At 55.5% G+C, this 20976-nt stretch carries 18 protein-coding genes; 6 read left to right on the forward strand and 12 right to left on the reverse strand.

Translation table 11 applies throughout. The annotated features are described in order from the left end of the window. Window positions 1–26: 26 nt before the first annotated feature. The 4 genes from ACJJIK_RS14440 to ACJJIK_RS14455 all read left to right on the forward strand — a co-directional run bounded on the left by ACJJIK_RS14440 (window position 27) and on the right by ACJJIK_RS14455 (window position 3967). Complete coding sequence (locus ACJJIK_RS14440; protein WP_444943157.1) at window positions 27–941, forward strand: CmcJ/NvfI family oxidoreductase; 915 nt, start codon at window positions 27–29, stop codon at window positions 939–941. Window positions 942–1006: 65 nt separating this feature from the next. Then, window positions 1007–2338 (forward strand): aldehyde dehydrogenase family protein, encoded by a 1332-nt coding sequence (locus ACJJIK_RS14445; RefSeq protein WP_444943158.1) that lies wholly within the window; start codon window positions 1007–1009, stop codon window positions 2336–2338. 34 nt (window positions 2339–2372) lie between these two features. Next, entirely contained in the window at window positions 2373–3170 is a 798-nt protein-coding gene (locus tag ACJJIK_RS14450) for an oxidoreductase (RefSeq protein WP_444943159.1), read from the forward strand. A 101-nt stretch (window positions 3171–3271) separates the two neighbouring features. Continuing rightward, window positions 3272–3967: a DUF6058 family natural product biosynthesis protein gene (locus ACJJIK_RS14455; protein ID WP_444943160.1), complete on the forward strand. Its 696-nt coding sequence runs from the start codon at window positions 3272–3274 to the stop codon at window positions 3965–3967. Here the strand turns inward: ACJJIK_RS14455 and map are convergent. Together map and ACJJIK_RS14465 are read right to left on the reverse strand one after the other, a co-directional pair. Beyond that, window positions 3904–4701 carry a type I methionyl aminopeptidase gene (gene map, locus ACJJIK_RS14460; protein ID WP_444943161.1) on the reverse strand — a complete coding sequence of 266 codons (798 nt, stop codon included), beginning with the start codon at window positions 4699–4701 and terminating at the stop codon, window positions 3904–3906. The genes ACJJIK_RS14455 and map overlap by 64 nt on opposite strands. Further along, window positions 4694–4900: a ParD-like family protein gene (locus tag ACJJIK_RS14465; protein ID WP_444928987.1), complete on the reverse strand. Its 207-nt coding sequence runs from the start codon at window positions 4898–4900 to the stop codon at window positions 4694–4696. The genes map and ACJJIK_RS14465 overlap by 8 nt, the downstream gene beginning before the upstream one ends. Before the next feature lie 152 nt (window positions 4901–5052). Here ACJJIK_RS14465 and ACJJIK_RS14470 point away from each other — a divergent pair, with 152 nt between their 5' ends. Then, window positions 5053–6756, forward strand: coding sequence for a phytoene desaturase family protein (locus ACJJIK_RS14470; protein ID WP_444943162.1), 1704 nt, complete (start codon window positions 5053–5055; stop codon window positions 6754–6756). A gap of 38 nt (window positions 6757–6794) precedes the next feature. On the opposite strand, the gene ACJJIK_RS14475 is transcribed toward ACJJIK_RS14470, so the two are convergent. The 6 genes from ACJJIK_RS14475 to ACJJIK_RS14500 all read right to left on the reverse strand — a co-directional run bounded on the left by ACJJIK_RS14475 (window position 6795) and on the right by ACJJIK_RS14500 (window position 13794). Beyond that, window positions 6795–7415 carry an OmpA family protein gene (locus ACJJIK_RS14475; RefSeq protein ID WP_444943163.1) on the reverse strand — a complete coding sequence of 207 codons (621 nt, stop codon included), beginning with the start codon at window positions 7413–7415 and terminating at the stop codon, window positions 6795–6797. A gap of 50 nt (window positions 7416–7465) precedes the next feature. Then, a complete protein-coding gene (locus tag ACJJIK_RS14480) occupies window positions 7466–8113 on the reverse strand; it encodes an HAD family hydrolase (protein ID WP_444928990.1) in 648 nt (215 codons plus the stop codon). A gap of 14 nt (window positions 8114–8127) precedes the next feature. Then, complete coding sequence (locus ACJJIK_RS14485) at window positions 8128–8493, reverse strand: hypothetical protein (protein WP_444928991.1); 366 nt, start codon at window positions 8491–8493, stop codon at window positions 8128–8130. Window positions 8494–8537: 44 nt separating this feature from the next. Continuing rightward, on the reverse strand, window positions 8538–9284 hold the full coding sequence (locus tag ACJJIK_RS14490; protein ID WP_444943164.1) for a 16S rRNA (uracil(1498)-N(3))-methyltransferase: 747 nt from the start codon (window positions 9282–9284) through the stop codon (window positions 8538–8540). A gap of 131 nt (window positions 9285–9415) precedes the next feature. Continuing rightward, entirely contained in the window at window positions 9416–12547 is a 3132-nt protein-coding gene (locus ACJJIK_RS14495) for an efflux RND transporter permease subunit (RefSeq protein ID WP_444928993.1), read from the reverse strand. Next, window positions 12547–13794 carry an efflux RND transporter periplasmic adaptor subunit gene (locus ACJJIK_RS14500; protein WP_444928994.1) on the reverse strand — a complete coding sequence of 416 codons (1248 nt, stop codon included), beginning with the start codon at window positions 13792–13794 and terminating at the stop codon, window positions 12547–12549. The genes ACJJIK_RS14495 and ACJJIK_RS14500 overlap by 1 nt, the downstream gene beginning before the upstream one ends. Window positions 13795–14088: 294 nt before the next feature. On the opposite strand from ACJJIK_RS14500, the gene ACJJIK_RS14505 reads away from it, so the two are divergent. Further along, on the forward strand, window positions 14089–16443 hold the full coding sequence (locus tag ACJJIK_RS14505) for a Tex family protein (RefSeq protein WP_444928995.1): 2355 nt from the start codon (window positions 14089–14091) through the stop codon (window positions 16441–16443). A 62-nt stretch (window positions 16444–16505) separates the two neighbouring features. Here ACJJIK_RS14505 and ACJJIK_RS14510 read toward each other — a convergent pair whose 3' ends face one another. From ACJJIK_RS14510 to metK, 4 genes are all read right to left on the reverse strand, one after another. Beyond that, complete coding sequence (locus ACJJIK_RS14510) at window positions 16506–17171, reverse strand: RluA family pseudouridine synthase (RefSeq protein ID WP_444928996.1); 666 nt, start codon at window positions 17169–17171, stop codon at window positions 16506–16508. 151 nt (window positions 17172–17322) lie between these two features. Continuing rightward, a complete protein-coding gene (gene metF, locus ACJJIK_RS14515; RefSeq protein ID WP_444928997.1) occupies window positions 17323–18153 on the reverse strand; it encodes a methylenetetrahydrofolate reductase [NAD(P)H] in 831 nt (276 codons plus the stop codon). 64 nt (window positions 18154–18217) lie between these two features. Beyond that, the gene (gene ahcY / locus ACJJIK_RS14520) at window positions 18218–19594 is read right to left on the reverse strand and encodes an adenosylhomocysteinase (protein WP_444928998.1); all 1377 of its coding nucleotides are present in this window, start codon (window positions 19592–19594) and stop codon (window positions 18218–18220) included. 109 nt (window positions 19595–19703) lie between these two features. Continuing rightward, entirely contained in the window at window positions 19704–20924 is a 1221-nt protein-coding gene (metK, locus tag ACJJIK_RS14525) for a methionine adenosyltransferase (protein ID WP_444943165.1), read from the reverse strand. Between the last annotated feature and the right edge of the window lie 52 nt (window positions 20925–20976).

The raw sequence follows: 20976 nt of genomic DNA on the forward strand, positions 1-20976 counted from the left end.
CACTTCGGTGGGGGGGAGAGTTCACTATGCACACCGCAGCCCGGTCCGCCTTTCAGGATCAATTAGTTACCGCGATTATTCACTACGCTGACCCCAGTAGCGACCTGGTTTACGACAAGCGCTCAGAGGGCCCGGGGCCGGCTAAATTGGTTGAGAATGTTATTTCCCAGCAGGTTCATATACACGATGGTCGTGCGCTAAAAGCCGCTGGGGAGCGTTTTCGCCTCGATAGCCAGGGCTTTGAGCTGGTACGCCCTCTGCTCGGTATTAATCTGCACCAGCTGGACGATGCGCTACACGCCCTGGATAAACCCTCCGCGAGTAGCCCCAGCCCTGCGGAGCGCGATCAGCTGATTCGCACTCAGTGGTATCCCGCCATTGAAGCCTGGATAGGCGCTCACCTGGGTGCAGCCAGGGTGCTGACCTTTGACCACACACTGCGCGCCCAGCCATCGACTGATGCAACCCCGGAGCTGAGTCGCAGCCGCCGCTCCCCGGTAAAGCTGGTGCACAACGACTACACGCCCTGGTCCGCAGAGCGCCAGTTAAAGGAAACTCTGGAGCTGCGGGGTTACGAGCCTTCGGATTACCCGCGCTACCAGTTTATTAATCTGTGGCTGCCCCTGTTGCGCCCGGTGCAGGAGTCGCCACTGGCTATGGTGGACCTGCGCACTGTCGCCGCTAATGATTTCCACAATATGCGCTTAATTTACCCAGAGCGAAAAGGGCAGATTTCGGTATTGAGTTTCAACCCGGTTCACCGCTGGATTTGGTTTAGCAATATGCAGCCCGGCGAAGGCCTCTTACTGCGGGTATTCGACAGCCAGCACCGGGGTGATGTCACCGGTGTTCCCCACTGCGCTTTTGACCTGCCGGGAAGCGCCGGGGCGCCCCGCAGAACCAGCCTGGAAATTCGCACCATTGTCCTGTTTGAGCAATAACACCAACGCTTTTAAGAAAACATCCGGCCACTCAATAAAGTGGCCGGAGTGAATGAGACCCCATTATGGAAAATATACTTCGATCGATTGATCCACTAACCGGAGAGACTATCGGATCGCTACCTGTCAGCAAGTCCCAAGACATTCAGAACATGGTGGAGAAAGCCCACAAAGCGCAGCGACTGTGGTCGAGTAAATCTCTTCAGGAGCGGGTACAACTACTTCAGCAGGCCTACACAAAACTGAATGCGGCAGAGGCAGAGCTGGCTCAACTTATCAGCCGTGAAATGGGCAAAGATGCCCGGCGTGCACAGTATGAAGCCGGTGGCGTAGTTCAAGGCGGCGCCTGGTTAGCGGGCGATGCCGGCGAGGCCCTGCGGGCAAAATCCACTGGCGGCAGTGAAATTCAATATCGACCACTGGGTATTGTTGCGGTTATCTCCCCCTGGAACTATCCACTGGCGATGGCCAATAACCTGATTGTGCCCGCTCTTATCGCCGGCAACGCCGTGATTTTAAAACCCTCCGAGGAGTCGCCGCTGGTCGCCGATTTATTGGTGAAGACTCTCAATCAAACCCTGCCCCAGGATATTTTACAAATTGCCCACGGCGATGGTGCAACCGGTGAGGCCCTGGTGAAATCCCCGATCAATATGGTCGCCTTTACCGGATCGCGGGCAACAGGCCAGAAAATTATGGCCAATGCCGCTCCGGCACTGAAACGCCTAGTGATGGAATTGGGCGGTAACGACCCTATGATCGTTTTGCAGAGCGCCAATATTCCCCGAGCAGTGCAATTTGCGGTTGGCTCCAGCTTTGAAAACTCAGGCCAGATGTGCACCTCCACAGAGCGTATTTATGTCGACGAAAAAATTGCCGACGAATTCGAAAATGCCGTGGTGGCACTGGCGAAACAATATCGCATCGGTGGGTGGCGCGAGCCCCAGGTGGATATCGGCCCCTTGGTTAATCAGCGCCAACACCAAAAGGTGGTGGAACATATCCACGATGCCCTGGATAAAGGCGCACAGCTGCTTTTAGGGGAGCGCGATCCGCAGGCGCCGTTTATTCCACCCACAGTTATCAGCGGCATTCGACCGGGTATGTTGCTGGAAGATGACGAGACCTTTGGACCTGTCGTGGCCATCGACCGCTTTAACTCGGTAGATGACGTGGTCGAGCGGGCCAATAACTCCGTTTACGGTCTCGGTGCGGTTGTGTTTGGTGAAAGCAAGCAGGCCGAGCAAATCGCCAGCCAACTGCAAGCGGGGATGATCGGCATTAACCAGGGCGCCGGTGGCTCCCCCTGGGTGGGCGCCAAGCAAAGTGGCTTTGGCTTCCACGGCGGAGCTGAAGGGCACCGGCAGTTTGCCCAAATCACCGTTTTAAACCGCTAAATCCTTTAAAAAATTTTCTATAGAAGTAGCGCAGATGTCCACAACCGCAACACTTGAAACTGTCACCCCCCAGGATGACTTCTTTGTTATCGCCCGCGAGCCCGGTGCAGAACACCCGGCTCTGCCCACCTGGGCTAGTCGCAGTCAAAACCCGGCGGCCCTGGCCGAACAAGCGTCGCAAGCGGTATCGCGCCGGGATATCGCCGAGGTCCCCGGCGCCTTCCAATTGCTCAATGTTTTCTCACAAGAGGAGTGCCGGCGGCTGATTGATATCAGCGAAACACTGGGTTATTTACCCGATGCCGCCGTCTCCCTGCCCCGGCAGGTCCGCCACAATGACAGCCTGACCTGGGTGGTAGACGAGATTACCGAGGGCCTGATCTGGCAGCGATGCCGAGACCTGGCGCAGGACTTAAATGGTGACTTTGGTGGAAGAGAGGCCGTCGGTATCAATCGGCGTTTCCGCTTTTATCGCTATGGCGAGGGGGATTTCTTCCAGTTCCACACCGATGGCGCCTGGCCCGGTAGCCGTATTGACGACAACCAGTTGATCAGCAACGGCTATCCCGATCGCTATAGCGAAATGACATTTTTAGTACTGCTGAGCGAAGACTTTGAAGGTGGTGCAACCCGATTCCGACTAAATGCAGATGACCCTCTCCTGCAACCCAGGCGGGATTCTGTAGTGGATATCGATGTCCGCACCCCTGCGGGAGCCGTGCTGTGCTTTCCCCATGGAATGCATCCCCTGCACAGAGTGCACAGCTCTACCCTGATTACCGCTGGAATCAAATATATTATTCGAACGGATATGCTTTTCCTGCAGGAGTAGTTTCTCCAGGCGTTGCTATACAGGTCATACACTTCGATATGGATCGAAGCATTAAATACTCCCGGCGCTAAAGTTTTATTTTTTGCCCTGGAGTTAATTTAATGGAATTGATGGACTACCTGAATCAGCATTTTCTGAGCAGGGAGCAGCTTATTCAAGCTGCTCAGATTAGTCGGCGACAACTGCTGAGCTACCAGGAGGAGGGACTTATGCCAAAGCCCTCCTATCAGCTCGAAAGCCACTTGCACTGCAACTCCTACTTTGGCCCCTATCGCCAGGAGCAAAGCTGTGAATATTATGCAAAGGGCTATTGCAGCTGGATTGCGGTTATTCAGGAAAAGCGGCATCTTGCCGCTGTTTTTCAAAATTTTCACGACCGATATAAAGCCCGGGTAGCCCAGCTGCACGACTTGGGTTTCCGCTCCGGCAATCCGAAATTTTCAGCGGAGATTTCTGCGCATATTGAAACCGAATGGGGCCACTTTATCCAGGGTATTTACGGGCTCTGTACCCGCAGCGGCTTACCGGAGGATATAGCGGCAAAGGAACTCGCCACTACAGAAATCCAGGCACTGCTTGAACACAAGCATTTAAACCCCGAGCAGAGACAGCGGCTCAATCTTTTTGTAAACCTACTGGATAAAAGCAGTGCGCTGTTTGCGCCCCATGAAAGAGTAAAAAGCTCCAGACACCGATTGGTTGATCGCTTGCGCCGAGAGTTTGATCTGAAGACTCAATCGCCGGCTTGCAGAGAGCACGCAGGTATTTCTTCATCCCTGAGTGTCAACACTTCATAACCTTCTTTAGTCACCAGCACGGTATGCTCCCATTGCGCCGACAGTTTTTTATCGCGGGTGATTACGGTCCAGCCATCTTTCTTAACCTTGGTCTTGCGGCTGCCCTGATTAATCATGGGTTCGATCGTAAATATCATGCCCTCCCGCAAGACCTCCCCGCTTCCCGGGCGGCCAAAATGCAGCACCTGCGGCGCCTCATGCATTTCCCGGCCAATACCGTGGCCACAGTATTCCCGCACCACACTAAAACCCTGGCGCTCAGTATGGCGCTGGATCGCATGGCCGATATCGCCGAAGGTAACCCCCGGTTTTACCGTATGAATACCCGCCCACATGGCGTTATAGCAGGTGGCAACCAGTTTTTTGGCGATTGGCGTTATTTTGCCCAGGGTATACATTTTGCTGGAGTCGGCAATATAACCCGACTTTTCCAGAGTAATATCCACATTGACGATATCTCCCTCAGCCAGCCGCTGCTTATCACTCGGCATGCCGTGACACACGACCTCATTGAGCGAAGTATTCAGGGCGTAGGGATAGTCGTACTGCCCCTTGCTGGCGGGGCGGGCGTTTAATTCCTTTACAATAAAGGCTTCAACCCAATCATTGATCTGCATCGTCGAGACGCCCGGCTGAACCCGGGAGTCCAACATGGCGAAAACGCGACTCAATAATTGACCCGATTGGCGCATTAACTCCCGTTCAGCGGGGGTCTTAATTTTTATGTCACTCACGTGTCAGCGCTTCCAGCGTTAATGCCTGATGGCGCAGTAATTTCTTACACAGATCGCTGTAACTTAATTGCGGATTCAGCTCCGCCAGCATGCCAATTTTGATCCAGTACTCCGCCTGGGAATTAATGGAGCGGGCCATCGCGGTACTGGCCTTGCGAATCTCATCGTGCAGCTCATCAGATATTTTGACGATACCCATCACATTTCACCTTAATATGTAATATATACAAAGTGTATACGAATCATATAAAAACGCACAAGATATAACCAGAATATCAATATGCAACTTATTGCATATATCGATAGGGGGCGCTATGGTTGAGGCATAAAAATAATAGTGGCGAGGCCATCATGACAGAGACTCCTGAAAAGAAGCGCAGTGCCCCAAAACCCAGCCGGCTGCGCATTGGCCGGCGCTATCGTCCGAGTCGCCTGGAGGGCAACTACGACGCCATTATCATTGGTTCGGGTATTGGCGGCCTGACCTGTGCCGCGATGCTCAGTGCCATGGGCAAGAAAGCGCTTGTCCTTGAGCAGCACTACACCGCCGGGGGCTACACCCACGCCTACGACCGCAACGGCTATGAGTGGGATGTGGGCGTCCACTATATCGGCGATGTGGGCGAACACCCCACCCTGACCCGCAAGATTTTTGACTTTATCAGCAATAATCAGCTGCACTGGGCGCCGATGGACAGCACCTACGACCGCATCTGTATCGGCGATAAACAATACGATCTGAAAGCCGGTCGCCAGCAGTTTATCGATGAGCTGGTCAGCCACTTCCCCGATGAGCGCGCCAATATCGAGGAGTACCTACAGCGGCTCAATGTAGTCGCCAAAGCCATGCAGCGGCTGGCGATGGAAAAAATGCTGCCCAGCTGGTGCGGGCCCCTTATGCGCCTGTGGCGAAAACTACGCGAACCCGCCTGGCTCAATAAAACCACCCGCGAAGTGCTCGGTGAGATCACCAGCAATGAAAAGTTGATCTCTGTGCTGACCGGGCAGTGGGGCGATAACGGCATGACCCCGTCTGAGGGCAGCTTTATTATCCACGCGCTGATCGCCAAACATTACCTCTATGGCGGTTACTATCCTGTCGGCGGCGCCAGCAAAATCTCCGAAACGATTATTCCCCAGATTCAGGCCAGCGGCGGCGAGGTTTTTACCTACGCCAAGGTGGAAACCATCCTGATGAATGGCGATCAGGTGCGCGGGGTGAGGATGTCCGACGGACATGAAATCGAAGCGCCCTTGGTGGTCTCCGGCGCCGGGGTATTTAACACCTTTGAGAAGCTGTTGCCGCGCAGTACCAGCGAGCGCATGGGTTATATCCGCGATCTGGAAACCGTCAACCGCTCCATGTCGCACCTGTGTCTGTATATCGGCCTGGAAAAAACAGCGGAAGAATTAAACCTGCCCAAGACCAATTACTGGATCTATTCCAGCGATCGCTACGAAGAGGATATGCAGGCCTTTATCGACGATCAGGAGAAAGAAATACCGCTGGTGTATATCTCTTTCCCCTCAGCCAAAGATCCCACCTTTACCCAGCGCTACCCAGGCCGCGCCACTATCGAAATCGTGGCACCGGCCAACTACAACTGGTTTGCCCAGTGGCACGACAAGCCCTGGGGCAAACGGGGGGAGGATTACGAGGATCTGAAGGAGGCGTTTAGCCAGCGCCTGCTGGAACATCTGTATCGGCATCTGCCACAGCTGCGTGGGGAAATCGATTACTACGAACTCTCCACCCCTCTGTCTACGGATTACTTCTGTTTTTATCCGCGCGGGGAAATCTACGGGTTGGATCACGATCCCAATCGCTTTGAGCAGTCCTGGCTGAGACCCAAGAGCCGAATTAAAGGGCTCTACCTCACCGGGCAGGATGTGATGAGCTGCGGTGTGGCCGGCGCTATGATCTCCGGTATGCTCACCGCGCAGAGCATTATCGGCCTGCGCCAAACCGGCAAGCTGATGAAGAAAATATTTTCCAACAAAGCCCCAGAGACGCCGGTAAACGCCAGCGAAGAACTGGGTAATGCGTCGAGCTGAGCCCCTGGGCCAGCTCTTCACCGGCAAGCTATTCGGGGTTAGCGCCTCGGTAGTTTGCTGGGAATACGGTCAAAATTTAATACGCGAATCATCAGGCGGCGGTTCTCCCGCTTGCCTTTGTCCGTGCCGTTATCGGCAAGCGGATCGGTATCGCCGTAGCCCTGGGCCTCCATTCGCTCGGCAGAAACGCCCCGCTCGACCAGAAAGTGCTTCACCCAGTCCGCTCTGCGCTGTGACAGCCTGAGGTTTTTCTGCGCGTCCCCGGCACTGTCGGTATGGCCTTCAATCGCGATGCGCATCTCTGAAAAATCGCGCATTATGACCAGCAACGCCTCCAGGTCGGCAAGGGTTTCGATACGCGGGGCAAAACCGCCGGGATCAAACTCCAGGCGCAGGCGGAAGGTATCGCCGATAGCGCGGTTATTGCCCCGTAAAAACCTCACCAGTGCATCGGCAAAAGGGGCCGCTTCCCGCGCGCTTTTCTCGCTGTCGCCGGACTGGATAGTCTCGATAGGTTCGAGCATATATTGCTTGGGGGAGCTGGGCTGATCGCAGCCCGGCAGGGCTGCGGCCAATAAGATCAGGCAACGGGCAGACAAGAATTTACCCGCCATAGATACGACTTCCGGTTGCTCGAGGTCAAATTCAGTGTAGAACAACGCAGGCGCCGCTCCGCTTAAAAAACCGCAAGCCCCAGCCGCTGTGGCCGCTAAATAAAGTTCAAAACCGCCATCATATCAGTGACTACCCGGGCGCCCTGCTTTTCCAGTTGGGGGCCGCGCACCGGGTGGGGACTGTAACCCACCACACGCATACCCGCCGAGACCGCCGCAGAGACACCGGCAATAGAGTCCTCCACCACCAGACAGCGCTCCGGCGCCACTCCCATAGAGTCCGCCGCGTGCAGGAACAGCTCCGGCCAGGGCTTGCCCCGGGATACATCGTCGGCACTGAAAATCCGCCCGTCGAAATAATCGTACAAACCGGTTTTATTCAGTGTCAGCTGCATTTTCTGGTGGGAACCCGAGGAGGCCACACAGCTGCGCAGGCCCATCTGCTGTAGTTGATCGAGCAGCCCCTCGATACCCGCAACCGGCTGCAATTCCTGTTGGAATGCCTCGCGGATACGGCGCTCGGTATTGCCGAAATAATTATCCGGCAGGGGTCCGCCAAAGCGCTTCTCTATATCCACCAGGCAATCTCGGGCCGGACGGCCACTGAACTGTTCATCCAGCTCTTCCGCCGTGGTCTGTATCCCCAGGCGATTCATCTCCTCCGCCAAAATTCGGCAGACGATACTCTCGCTGTCTACCAAGACGCCGTCGCAGTCAAAAATAATTAAATCGGTAGAAGACATGGGAACCTATATCGTTAGCGCGCAGAGAGCAGCATCAAACCGAGAATGACGCCGGTCACGCCACTAATGCGCAGAAAATTTTCATTGCCATGGGAAATTTTAATCGCCAACTCTCTGCCCCGCTCAAAACCGATTTGCAGCATATAGGCACCACTCAACAGCACCAGCACGCCGAGGGCATTGAACAAGATATACCAGTGGCGCGTGTCGGCGATCAGCAACAGCATTAAGCCGACAAAAATGCGCGCCCAGGCGGAGAAGGCATAGCCGGTTTCATTAAGCCGTTCGCTGAGGCTGCGCGCCAGTTGCGGCCTGATTACAATCGCCAGCGACCATACGACAATGACAACGCCCAACAGCCAGATAAGTACTTTGATCATAAGATTCCCTCCCTAAATGTTCTCAAATCCAATCTTTCAGCGGCTTACAGGTCGCCCCACTGGAACTGCAAAACAGACAGTGCGGCAATTGGAGCCGTCTCGGTGCGCATGACCCTCGGTCCCAGGCGCAACGGCATAAAATCCTGCGCCAGTGCCGCATCGATTTCTCCCTGCGACAGGCCACCCTCGGGGCCCACTAAGAGCAGTGCGGATTGCGGTGTCCCCCGCTCCGCCTGCCACTGGCGCAGATCCAGTTCGGTGCGGTGGTGCAGCACCAACTTGACCTGGGCTGCGTCCTCACTGGATACACGCTGTAAATATTGCGTCAGCTTTAACGGCTCGGCAATCGCCGGCACCCGGTTGCGCTCGCACTGCTCGCAGGCACTGATGGCGATCTGGCGCCAGTGGCCCAGTTTTTTTTGTAAGCGCTCCCCGGACAACTTCACTTCACAGCGCTCGGTAAACAGTGGCTGAATTGTCGTCACCCCCAATTCCGTGGCCTTTTGTATCACCCAGTCGAAGCGGTCGCCACGGGAGATGCCGATCGCCAGAGTCAGCGCCAGCAGCGACTGGCGATCCTCTGCCCGGTACTCCGCCGTGCGCGCCCGGGCCCGCTTGCCGGTCTCGATCAACTCCGCCGCATACTCACCGCCACTGCCATCAAAGAGAACCAGGGGGTGGCCCACATTCAGGCGGAGCACTTTAACCAAGTGACGGGAGGCCAGTTCATCCAGCTCCACATCCTGTTGCGAGGCCAGGGGCTGCTTGGAGAAAATACGCGGAATGCGCATGGGGGAATCCTATGTAAACACCATAAAAAAGCCGACAGGAATGTCGGCGTTTTGCTGGCAGTTAGTTTAGGCATTTATACCCCATAGGCGCAATGGCGGAGGCGATCCGCCACTGCGCCGGGTACTCGGCGCTACACCGCCTCCAGTGAGACCGGGGCATCTTCTTCCGCTGCGGCTTTGCGCTGCGGACGCAATTTCTCAATCACTTTGTACAGGTTCGGTACCAGGATCAGAGTCACCGCCGTTGCAAACAGGACGCCGAAGGCCAGGCTGATCACCATCGGGATCAGGAACTGGGCCTGGATTGAGCGCTCGAACATAATCGGTACCAGACCGATAAAGGTAGTGATCGAAGTCAGGATAATCGGGCGGAAACGATCCCGACCCGCCTGCACCACCGCATCCATCACCGCCATGCCCTGGGCGCGCAGTTGATTAATGCGATCCATCAATACCAGGTTGTCGTTCACAACCACCCCCGCTGCGGCGAGGAAGCCGAGCATGGACATGATGCTGATATCGTGGCCCATCAACAGGTGGCCTACTACCGCGCCGAAGAAGCCGAACGGCACTGCAGTGAGGATCAATAGCGGCTGCGAGTAGGAGCGGAAGGCAATCGCCAACAATGCGTAAATAGCGAATAAAGACAGCACAAAGAAGGCCAGAATAGCGCCATTAAATTCCTCTTCCTCCTGCATTTCTCCAGCGGTTCTGAGGGAGAAGCCGGGGAACTGGCGCTCCAGCTCGGGCACCAGGGTCTCGCGCATATCTTTGAGAATTTCCTGCGCAGTGGAGGTGTTCGGCGTTAGCTCGGCAAACACTCGCACGGTGCGCTCGCGATTGTTGCGGCGGATGGTGGTGTAACCGGGCACATAGACCGCCTCGGCTACCGCAGAGAAGGGCACCTCACCTTCTGCCGTACGAATACGCACGCGATCCATCTGCTCTTCACTGGCGCGCTCTTCCTGCGGGTAGCGCACCATCACCCTAACGTCCTCACGACCGCGGGGAATACGCTGTACTTCTTCACCGTAGAAACCCTGGCGCACCTGCCTGGCCACATCCGCCAGATTGATACCCATGGTGGTGGCGTGGGGCCTCAGCTGGATTTCGATATCGCGACGCGCACTGGTGAGATTGTCACGCACATCGTAAACACCCGCGTAGCTGTTCATCTTCTTCTTAACCGCATCAGCGGCCGCGCGCAATTCATCCATGTCCCCGGAAGCGGTACTCAGGTTCAGACTCATACCGTTGCCGCCATCGTTGATGGTGGCATCAATATTCAGGTCTTCAACACTGGCCGGCATTTCACCGATCAGCTCGCGCCAGCGCAGCGACAGGGTTTTGGAAGTCACATCGCGCATCTCACCGTCGGTGAGCTGCAAGATCACAAAGATGTTGCCGCGCCAGTTGAACACCATGGAGTTCATCACGAAGGGCTCGCCGTCGTTGAGCTTCAGCATCTCCTCATCGGTAGCGAGCTTATCTGCGGCCTCCAGCACCTGATTCATCACGCGCTCGGCCTCATGGAAAGGCTCGCCATCGGCCATGCTGGCACGCAATTCCAACAGATCCGACGGTACCTGCGGCGAGAAGGAAGAACCCACATAACCACTGGTAAAGACACTGATGGAAAGTACCAGCGCCATGAAGAAGACCATCACCGTGGTGCGGCTGTTGCCAAGGGACTTCTTAAGCAGCGGCAAGTAATACTTGTCACCGGCGGTCTTCATGGCCCCGGCGAAGCGGCCACGCAGCTTCTGCAACTTGATGCCCAGGGTGGACTTGGCGGGTTGCTCCGGCTTCATGCCCACTAGGTGCGCCGGCAGAATCAACAGAGATTCCACCAGGGAGAACACCAGGCACAAGAGCACCACCACCGGCAATGCCAACATCATCTGCGCGGTATATCCGGGCAGGAACAGCATGGGGATAAAGAACACCATGGTGGAGGTCACGGCGAAGATCACCGGCGCGGAGACCTGCTTCACACCCTCTTCTGCGGCGGCCAGACCGGTCACACCGCGATCGTGGGCCGCATGCACCGCTTCTCCCACAATAATCGCATCGTCCACCACAATGCCGAGAATCAGCAGGAAGGCGAACAGCGACAGCATATTCAGGCTGACCCCGGTAATCGGCAGCAACCAGAAAGCACCGAGGAAGGCCACAATAATGCCCACCGTTACCCACATCGCCAGCGCCGGGCGCAGGAACAGCATCAACATGATAAAGACCATGGCGAAGCCGCTTAAGGCGTTGCTGGTCAACAGGTTCATGCGGCCTTCAAAAGCTTTGGAGAAGTCGAACCAGACGTCGAATTCCATACCCGGCGGCAACTGGGTGCGCGCCTCCGCCATAAACGCCTTGATACGCTCGGCGGTGGCCACCACATCCAGCGGCTCCCCCTGAACCACACGCAGGTTCATAGCCGGATTGCCGTTAAAGAGAATGACGTTGTTGTACTCCTCGAAGCCATCGCGCACCGTGGCCACATCGCGCAGCAGCAGTACAGAGCCATCGGCACGGCTGACTACCGGAATACGCTCGAAGTCTTCGGCGGTATAGGCCTGACCACGGGTCTGCACCTGGATATCACCGCGATCCGAACGCACCATACCCGCAGGCAGATCGAGGGAGGAGCGGCGCACCGCGTTGGCTACGTCATTGAAGCTCAGGTTGTAGCGGCGCAGGTCCAGCTCGGAAACCTCGATGGACAGCTCATCCGGGCGCTCGCCCCAGATATCCACACGGCGCACACCGGGAATCAGTGTGAGTTTGTCGCGCAGGTCCAGCGCGGTCTCCTTGAGCTGACGCTCGGAAACCGGACCGCCAATGGCGATCATCATCAGCTGGGTATCCCACTCCTGCAGGCGAATCACCGGGCGCTCGATACCCTCGGGGAAGGTGTTAATACTATCCACCTGCACCTTGATATCGTTGAGCAAGCGCAGCTCATCGTAGCCATCCACCGCTTGAACTTCGATAGAGGAGTGGCTGCGGCGAGAGGCGGAGTTTACCTCCTTGATGCCCTTCACCTCAGAGATAGCCTCCTCCACACGCACGGTTACCTGCTGCTCGACTTCCGCCGGGCCGGCACCGGGATAGGAGATTTCTACCTCGACAATACCGGGCTGAATCGCAGGAAATACCTCGCGATCAATCCCACTGATTCCGAAGAAGCCACCGATGATAATCATAATCATCAACAGGTTGGCGGCTTTACTGTTGCGTGCGAACCAGGAAATGATGCCGTTCATCAGTGGCCTCCGTGGGCAGCGCTATTCGTGGCTGCGGTCTCACCGGAGGTGCTTGAATCGGCTTCGGCATGGCTCTTAACACTGTCGATCAAACCGGCGGGCTTTTCATTGAGCGGATTAGCGGTAAGCGCCATGCCCTCGCGGGAGTAACCCAGGCTGGAAACCACAACGCGATCACCAACGGCGATATCACCGCGCAACCACACCTGATCGTCGATGCTCTGCAACAGCTCTACAGTTTTGAACACCAGCTTGCTCTCTTCATCCAACACCAGCAGGTGGTCGCCCTCGTGCAGAGCCTGGCGCGGCAAAACCACTATGCCGTCCAGAGTGCGACCGGCAATATCGGCCTCCACAAACAGGCCATTCATCAGGGGAACAGCGCCTTCATAAGGGTTCTGTACCTGAGCCACGGCATAAATAAAACGACTATTGGTGTCGATGCTGGCCTCGGTACGCACCAGCTGGGCACGCCACTCGCGCTCAAGCCCAGCTACCATCGCCCGTAGGCGTACCTCGGGGCCACGCGTAAAGGATTTACCCAGGGGCAGATCGAGCAGTGCCAGCTGTTGGTCGGTCAGAGGCAGGCGCACCTCGGCGATGCCGGTGCTGTGGATTTTTGCCAGAGGCGTGCCCGGGGTGATGTACTGGCCCAGATCGACATAGGTCTCCACGACACGCCCAGCAAATGGCGTTTTCACTGCGGTGCGCGCCAGATCGAGTTTGGCCTGATCGCGATCCGCTCGCGCTGCGGCCACTGCAGCCTCGGCGGCTTCAAGATGTGGCTTGCGCAGGAACAGGGCGTTGGCAGCTTCGCTGCCCAGATTGCGCCACTCGCGCTTGGCCTGCTTGGCACGGCCCCGCTCTTGAGCCAGGGCGGACTTGGCATCGGCCAGCTGTGATTCGGCACGTGTTACATTATGGATATAGTCGGCTTGCTCGAGCTGCAGCAATGATTCCCCCTCGGCAAAGAAACCGCCGGGCACAAAGGCCTCACCTACACCTTCAATCACACCACCGACACGGGCCACCACCTCAATTTCATGGCGAGCATGCACAGTGCCCTGGCTCGGTACCAACAGGGTCTGGCGCCCAGGCTTCGCGTACAGGACATCCGCCACCGGCGGTATCACCGCCTCTGGTGGCTTTTCTTCTGGCTTCGGCTTCAACACCACCACCGCAGTAATGGCGGCCGCCCCGATAGCCAAAACGGCAAATAAAAGCTTGTTCTTGCTCGACACTTTCACAGGCACCCTCTACCCCATTCTGTGACCGATACTGGTCAAATTTTAATTAGCACGCATTCTACTGGAGTTCGACGCGGATAAGAGCCGATCCGGATGCAGGTCGCCGCAGGAGTTTGTGCTTTATCGCAAACCTTCCTCGCTGGCCCCTGGTAACGCATAATGCCGATCCGAAATTACCCCTGTAAGGGCCCTGTCGTTTGCCCGCCAAAAACCACGCAAACTAAAAGGCTACTTACCGGTCCAACATCGCCCCTAAAGGTACGAAATTTCCCGGAAAACGGATGTAAACATCAAATGCTGGATATCAACGCTCGCATCGCCGAAGAACTCAATGTCAGGCCACAACAGGTTACCGCCGCAGTATCCCTGCTCGATGAAGGAGCCACAGTCCCATTTATCGCACGCTACCGGAAAGAGGTGACCGGGGCCCTGGACGACACCCAGCTGCGCACCCTGGAAGATCGACTGCGCTATCTGCGCGAACTGGAAGAGCGCCGCGCTGCCATCCTGAAAAGTATCGATGAGCAGGGCAAGCTGACCCCTGAGCTGTCACAGCAAATTAACAGCGCCGACACCAAGAATCGCCTCGAAGACCTCTACCTCCCCTACAAACCCAAGCGCCGCACCAAAGGACAGATCGCCATCGAAGCGGGCCTATTGCCACTGGCCGATGCGCTGTTCGACAACCCCTCCATCGACCCCGCAGTTGAAGCAGAGCAATACCTCAACACCGATAACGAAGACGCCTCCCTCCAGGTCAAAGATATTAAAGCGGCCCTGGACGGCGCCAAATTTATTCTGATGGAGCGCTTTGCCGAAGACGCCGAGCTGCTGGGCAAGCTGCGTGAATTCCTCAAGCGTGACGGACAGGTAAAAGCCAAACTGCTCGAAGGAAAAGAGGAAGAGGGAGCCAAGTTCCGCGACTATTTCGAATACGCCGAAGACTGGTCCAAAGTGCCCTCTCACCGCGCCCTGGCCATTTTCCGCGGCCGCAACGAGGGTGTACTCGCTCTCAACGTGGGCCTCACCGAGGAAGAGGGCAGCTCTCCCAGCGCCAGCCACCCCTGCGAAGCCATGATCGCCCGCCATGTGGATATCACCGATGAAGGGCGCCCCGCAGACAAGTGGCTCGGCGAGGTGGTGCGCTGGACCTGGCGAATCAAGCTGCTCACGGCACTGGAAACCGACCTGATGGGCGAGCTGCGCGAGAAGGCGGAAGAGGAGGCAATCAAGGTCTTCTCCCGCAACCTGAAAGATCTGTTGCTGGCAGCCCCGGCGGGGCAAAAAGCCACCATCGGCCTGGACCCAGGCCTGCGCACCGGGGTCAAAGTCGCCGTGGTGGACGCCACCGGCAAGATACTCGACCACACCGCCATCTTCCCCAACCCGCCACAGAACCGCCAGCAGGAGTCCGCCGCAGTAATTGCCGCCCTGTGCAATAAGCACAATGTGGGCCTGATCGCCATTGGCAACGGCACCGCCAGCCGCGAGACTGATAAGTTTGTCGGGGAAACCATTAAGCAATACAAGCTGACGGCCCAAAAAGTCGTAGTCAATGAAGCCGGCGCCTCCGTGTACTCCGCCTCTGAATTTGCCGCGCGGGAATTCCCGGATCTGGACGTTACCATCCGCGGGGCCATCTCCATCGCCCGCCGCCTGCAAGACCCGCTGGCAGAACTGGTGAAGATCGAACCCAAGTCTATCGGTGTGGGCCAATACCAGCACGACGTCTCCCAAACCCAGCTGGCCCGTTCACTGGACGCTGTGGTCGAAGACTGTGTAAACGGTGTCGGCGCCGAGTTGAACTCCGCCTCAGCACCACTGCTGGCCCGGGTTTCCGGCCTGACCGCCTCTATTGCCAGCAATATTGTCAGCTATCGCGACCAGAACGGTGCGTTCAAAAACCGCAAGCAGCTGATGGAAGTTCCCCGTTTGGGGCCCAAGGCATTCGAACAGGCCGCCGGCTTCCTGCGCATTAATAACGGCGACAACCCACTGGATAAATCCGGCGTACACCCCGAGTCCTATATCGTGGTTAAGCGTATCGCCGAGAAAAATGGCCGCGAGATTAACAGCCTGATCGGCGACTCCGCCTTCCTGCGCCGACTGAACCCGGCGGACTATACCGACGAAAAATTCGGTGTCCCCACCGTTACCGATATTATCGCCGAACTGGAAAAGCCCGGCCGCGACCCGCGCCCGGAATTCCGCACGGCAAAATTTGAAGAGGGCGTCGAGGAAATTAAAGACCTGCGCCCGGCAATGGTACTTGAGGGGACTGTCACCAACGTCACCAACTTCGGTGCCTTTGTGGATATCGGGGTGCACCAGGATGGCCTGGTGCATATCTCTGCGCTTTCCGAAAAGTTCGTTAAAGACCCCCACGAAGTGGTAAAAGCCGGCGATATCGTCAAAGTTAAAGTGATGGAAGTGGACGTTGCCCGCAAGCGTATCGGCCTGTCCATGCGCCTATCCGACGAGCCCGGTGAGCAGGGTAGCGGCGGTATTAAGAAGGGCGACCAGCGCGAAAACCGCCAGGCCCAGCGCTACAACAAGCAGCAGGGCAACCGCTCCCAGAAAGGTGCTCAGGACAATAGCCGTGGCAGTATGGGGGATATTTTGATGGCGGCGATGAAGAATAAAAAATAGCCGAAAAAGGGCGGTCATTTGACCGCCCTTTTTAAATCGCCCCAACAATAGGTCTTATCGCCTTAATCAATTAAAAACTCTTCAGGCAATTCGCTAGTGAAAGACAGCGCTTCTCCGCTTACAGGGTGTGCAAATTTAAGTTCGCTGGCATGTAGCAGTAACCTCGAAGCGCCTTGGAGTGCATCGGCATGGGCATAAAAGGGGTCTCCCAATATGGGGTGCCCTATTGCCTGCATATGCACCCGAAGCTGGTGTGAACGCCCAGTTATAGGCTCAAGCTTGAGCAGACTGCTATTTATCGAACTAGAAACTACTTCCCAGCGGGTTAGTGACGGTTTCCCCACATCAAAATCTACTTTTTGCCGGGGTCTATTTGGCCAGTCACAAATAAGGGGGAGATTCACTTCACCACTGCTATTTTCTGGCACACCCCATACCCGCGCATAGTAGGTTTTATCTACTGCACGATTTTGGAAGAGAGTACTCAGCGCCTTGTGCACCTCGGCACTGCGCGCCATTACAATCAACCCCGAAGTATCCATATCCAATCGGTGGACAGTTAATGCATCAGGATATTGCGATTGTGCGCGACTGGCCAAACTATCTTTATGAGCATCACTCCTTCCCGGCACACTGAGAAGACCACTGGGTTTGTTTAAAACCAGTAGTGTTTCATCCTCATACAATACAGAAAGAAACGGTTCTAGGGGGGGGTTATAATTCCGCACTTATACAAACCTATCGGAATTTAAATATTTTTCAGGTTACCTGAGGAGGAATATTAAATCTCCAGACAGCAACCCTAAATAATTAGCATGCAATATTGCCTGAAAGCTTCATAAACAGAAAATTCGAGAGCAATAGCTTTCGAGCTTTCAGTTAAAGCTTGAGGCTCTGCAAAATATTAGTAACGGTTGCATCCTGATTCATCGTATAAAAATGCAAACCCGGCGCTCCGCCTTCTAATAAAGTCTCGCAGAGATCAGTCACAACCTCCAAGCCAAGCTTCCGAATATCCTCGGGATCGCGATAACTTTCCATGCGCTTAATCAACCACCTTGGAATCTCCGCACCGCAATTGCGAGAGAAACGCACAAGATTGCTAAAGTTGACTATCGGCATAATGCCGGGGTAAATGGGGGCATCAATACCGGCTTTTTCACACTGGTCAATAAAGTAAAAGTAGGAATCGGGATTGTAAAAGTACTGGGTCAATGCACTATTGGCGCCGGCCTCAAACTTACCTTTCAAGTAGCGGATATCGTCATCGTAGCTAGTCGATTCCGGGTGTATCTCTGGATACGCCGCAACTTCAATATGGAATTGATCGCCGGTGTGTCGGCGAATAAAGGCCACTAACTCATTCGCATAAACCAATTGCGCTACGGCTCCCATGCCCGATGGCATATCACCGCGCAGCGCGACTATCCGATTAACTCCCGCCTCTTTATATTGATTGAGCAAACCCAGTACTGTCTCTTCATTGTCACCACCAAAGGATAAATGGGGAGCAATGGAAATACCGTCGCGCCGCATATTGCTCACAATACTCGACGTTGTCTCTCGCGTGGTACCACCGGCACCATAGGTAACGGAGAAGAATTCAGGGTTAAATACCTGCAACGCTTCGCGAGTTTTATACAGTTTCTCGCGGCCTTCAGGCGTTTTAGGAGGGAAAAATTCGAAACTTATGCGAATGGAGTCTTTCATTATATTTCTCCAACCCCGCACAATTCAGGTGCCGGCGATACCGGCACCTTTTCGTTAGGGGTGATTAATACTTATAACTTTCAGGTTTGAACGGACCTTCAACTGAAACACCGATATAGTTAGCTTGCTGCTCAGTCATGCGGGTAATAACACCACTGAAGCCCTCAACCATATAGCGTGCAACTTCTTCATCCAGGTGCTTGGGCAGTACTTTTACATACAGCGCTGAAACCTTTTGATCTGCAGGCAAATCGGCAAACTTTTCTTTGAACAAATGGATCTGGGCGAGAACCTGGTTGGCAAAAGAACCATCCATAATGCGGCTCGGGTGGCCGGTGGCGTTGCCAAGGTTTACCAGGCGGCCTTCAGACAGCAGCAACAGGTGATCGTTGGTTTCGCTGTTGCGCACTACCTTGTGTACCTGCGGCTTAACTTCCTGCCACTCCCAGTTTTCACGCATAAAGGCGGTGTCGATTTCGTTATCGAAGTGGCCAATATTACAAACCACGGCACCACTCTTCAGAGCGGAAAGCATATGGGCATCGCAAACGTTCACGTTGCCAGTTGTAGTAACGATCAGGTCAGTATTGGCCAGCAGCTGCTTGTTAATACCCTCAGCGGTACCGGTGTTAATTCCGTCGATATAGGGAGAAACCAGCTCGAAGCCGTCCATACAAGCCTGCATCGCACAGATCGGGTCCACTTCGGAAACCCGCACGATCATGCCCTCTTGGCGCAGGGATGCTGCGGAACCTTTACCTACGTCGCCGTAACCAATTACCAGCGCTCGCTTACCGGAGAGCAGGTGGTCAGTGGCGCGCTTGATCGCATCGTTCAAGCTGTGGCGGCAGCCGTATTTGTTGTCGTTCTTGCTCTTGGTCACAGCGTCATTGACGTTGATCGCAGGAATCTTCAGGGTGCCTTCGCGCAGCATATCCTGCAGGCGGTGTACGCCGGTGGTGGTCTCTTCACTCACACCGTGGCAGGCATCGAGAAGTTGCGGGTATTCGCGGTGTAGCAGTTCGGTGAGGTCGCCACCGTCATCCAGAATAATATTGGGCTGCCAGCCGGCAACATCAGCACCAATAGTGCGCTCAAGGCACCACTCGTACTCTTCCTCAGTTTCACCTTTCCAGGCAAATACCGGGATTCCGCGCGCGGCAATAGCGGCAGCGGCGTGGTCCTGGGTGGAGAAAATATTACAGGAGGACCAGCGCACTTCAGCACCCAGAGCAACCAGGGTTTCGATCAGCACCGCAGTCTGGATGGTCATATGGATACAGCCCATGATGCGGGCGCCCGCCAGCGGCTGCTCTGCGCGGTATTTTTCCCGCAGAGTCATCAGTGCCGGCATTTCTCCTTCGGCAATTTCAATTTCACGGCGGCCCCACTCAGCCAGGGAAATGTCCGCAATTTTGTAATCTTTAAATTCAGTGCTCATTTGATTCATCGTTTTTTTGAGTCCAAAAATTATCTAGCTGCCGAGTGGTACCCAGCATATTTTGTATGCCCGCACTTTTGGCACGGGCATGAATACTTATTTCTGAAACTTAGAGGCCGGCCTGAGCCCGCAGTACATCCGCTTTATCGGTTTTCTCCCACGGGAATGCGGTAAAGGTCTCGCTGCGCTCCTGACCATTGCTGTCGACCCAGTTGTAAGTGTGGGTAAACGGATCGCGACCAAAGTGACCGTAAGCTGCGGTCAACTGGTACATCGGGTGCAGCAGGTCGAGAGATTTGGAGATAGCGTAGGGGCGCAGGTCAAAGTTCTCGCGCACCAGCTCTACCAATTTTTCTTCTGGCACCAAGTTGGTTCCAAAGGTATTAATTGCAACAGAAGTCGGTTCGGCCACGCCGATGGCATAGGAAACCTGGATCTCACAGCGTCTGGCCAGACCGGCGGCGACAATATTCTTGGCCACATAGCGGCCCGCATAGGCGGCAGAGCGGTCGACCTTGGAGGGGTCCTTACCGGAAAATGCACCGCCGCCATGGCGAGCGGAACCACCGTAGGTATCGACGATAATCTTGCGCCCGGTGAGACCGCAGTCCCCAACCGGTCCGCCAATCACAAAATTACCTGTGGGATTGATATGGAATTGGGTGTCTTTATGCAGCCACTCCTGCGGCAGGGTGTTGTGCACAATCAGTTCCATCACCGCATCGCGCAGATCTTTTTGGCTGACGTCCGGGTTGTGCTGAGTGGAGAGCACCACCGCATCGATCGCACAGGGGCGGCCCTGTTCGTCGTAGCGGAAGGTCAGCTGGCTTTTTGCATCGGGGCGCAACCAGGGCAACAGACCAGATTTACGCACTTCGGCCTGGCGCTCAACCAAGCGGTGGGAGTAATAGATCGGCGCTGGCATAAAGGTGGGGGTTTCGTTGGTCGCATAACCAAACATCAAGCCCTGATCGCCCGCGCCCTGATCTTCTGGCTTGGCGCGGTCCACACCCTGGGCAATATCCACAGACTGCTTGCCGATAACATTGATAACACCGCAGGTATCGCCGTCGTAGCCCACATCGGAGGAGGTATAGCCGATATCGGTAATCACTTTGCGCACCAGCTCTTCGAGATCGACCCAGGCAGAGGTGGAAATCTCACCGGCTATAACGGCGATTCCAGTTTTTACCAGGGTTTCACAGGCAACCCGCGCCTGCTTGTCACGGGCCAGTAGAGCATCCAATACAGCATCGGAAATCTGATCGGCAATTTTATCCGGGTGTCCCTCAGATACGGATTCTGAAGTAAACAGTCTGTATTCACTCATTTTGAGGTCTCCATTGTCCCGCCGCAGCGGTTAAATATCTTTTGACTTCAGG

This window comes from Microbulbifer regidiadema (SeqCode) (assembly GCF_052466995.1).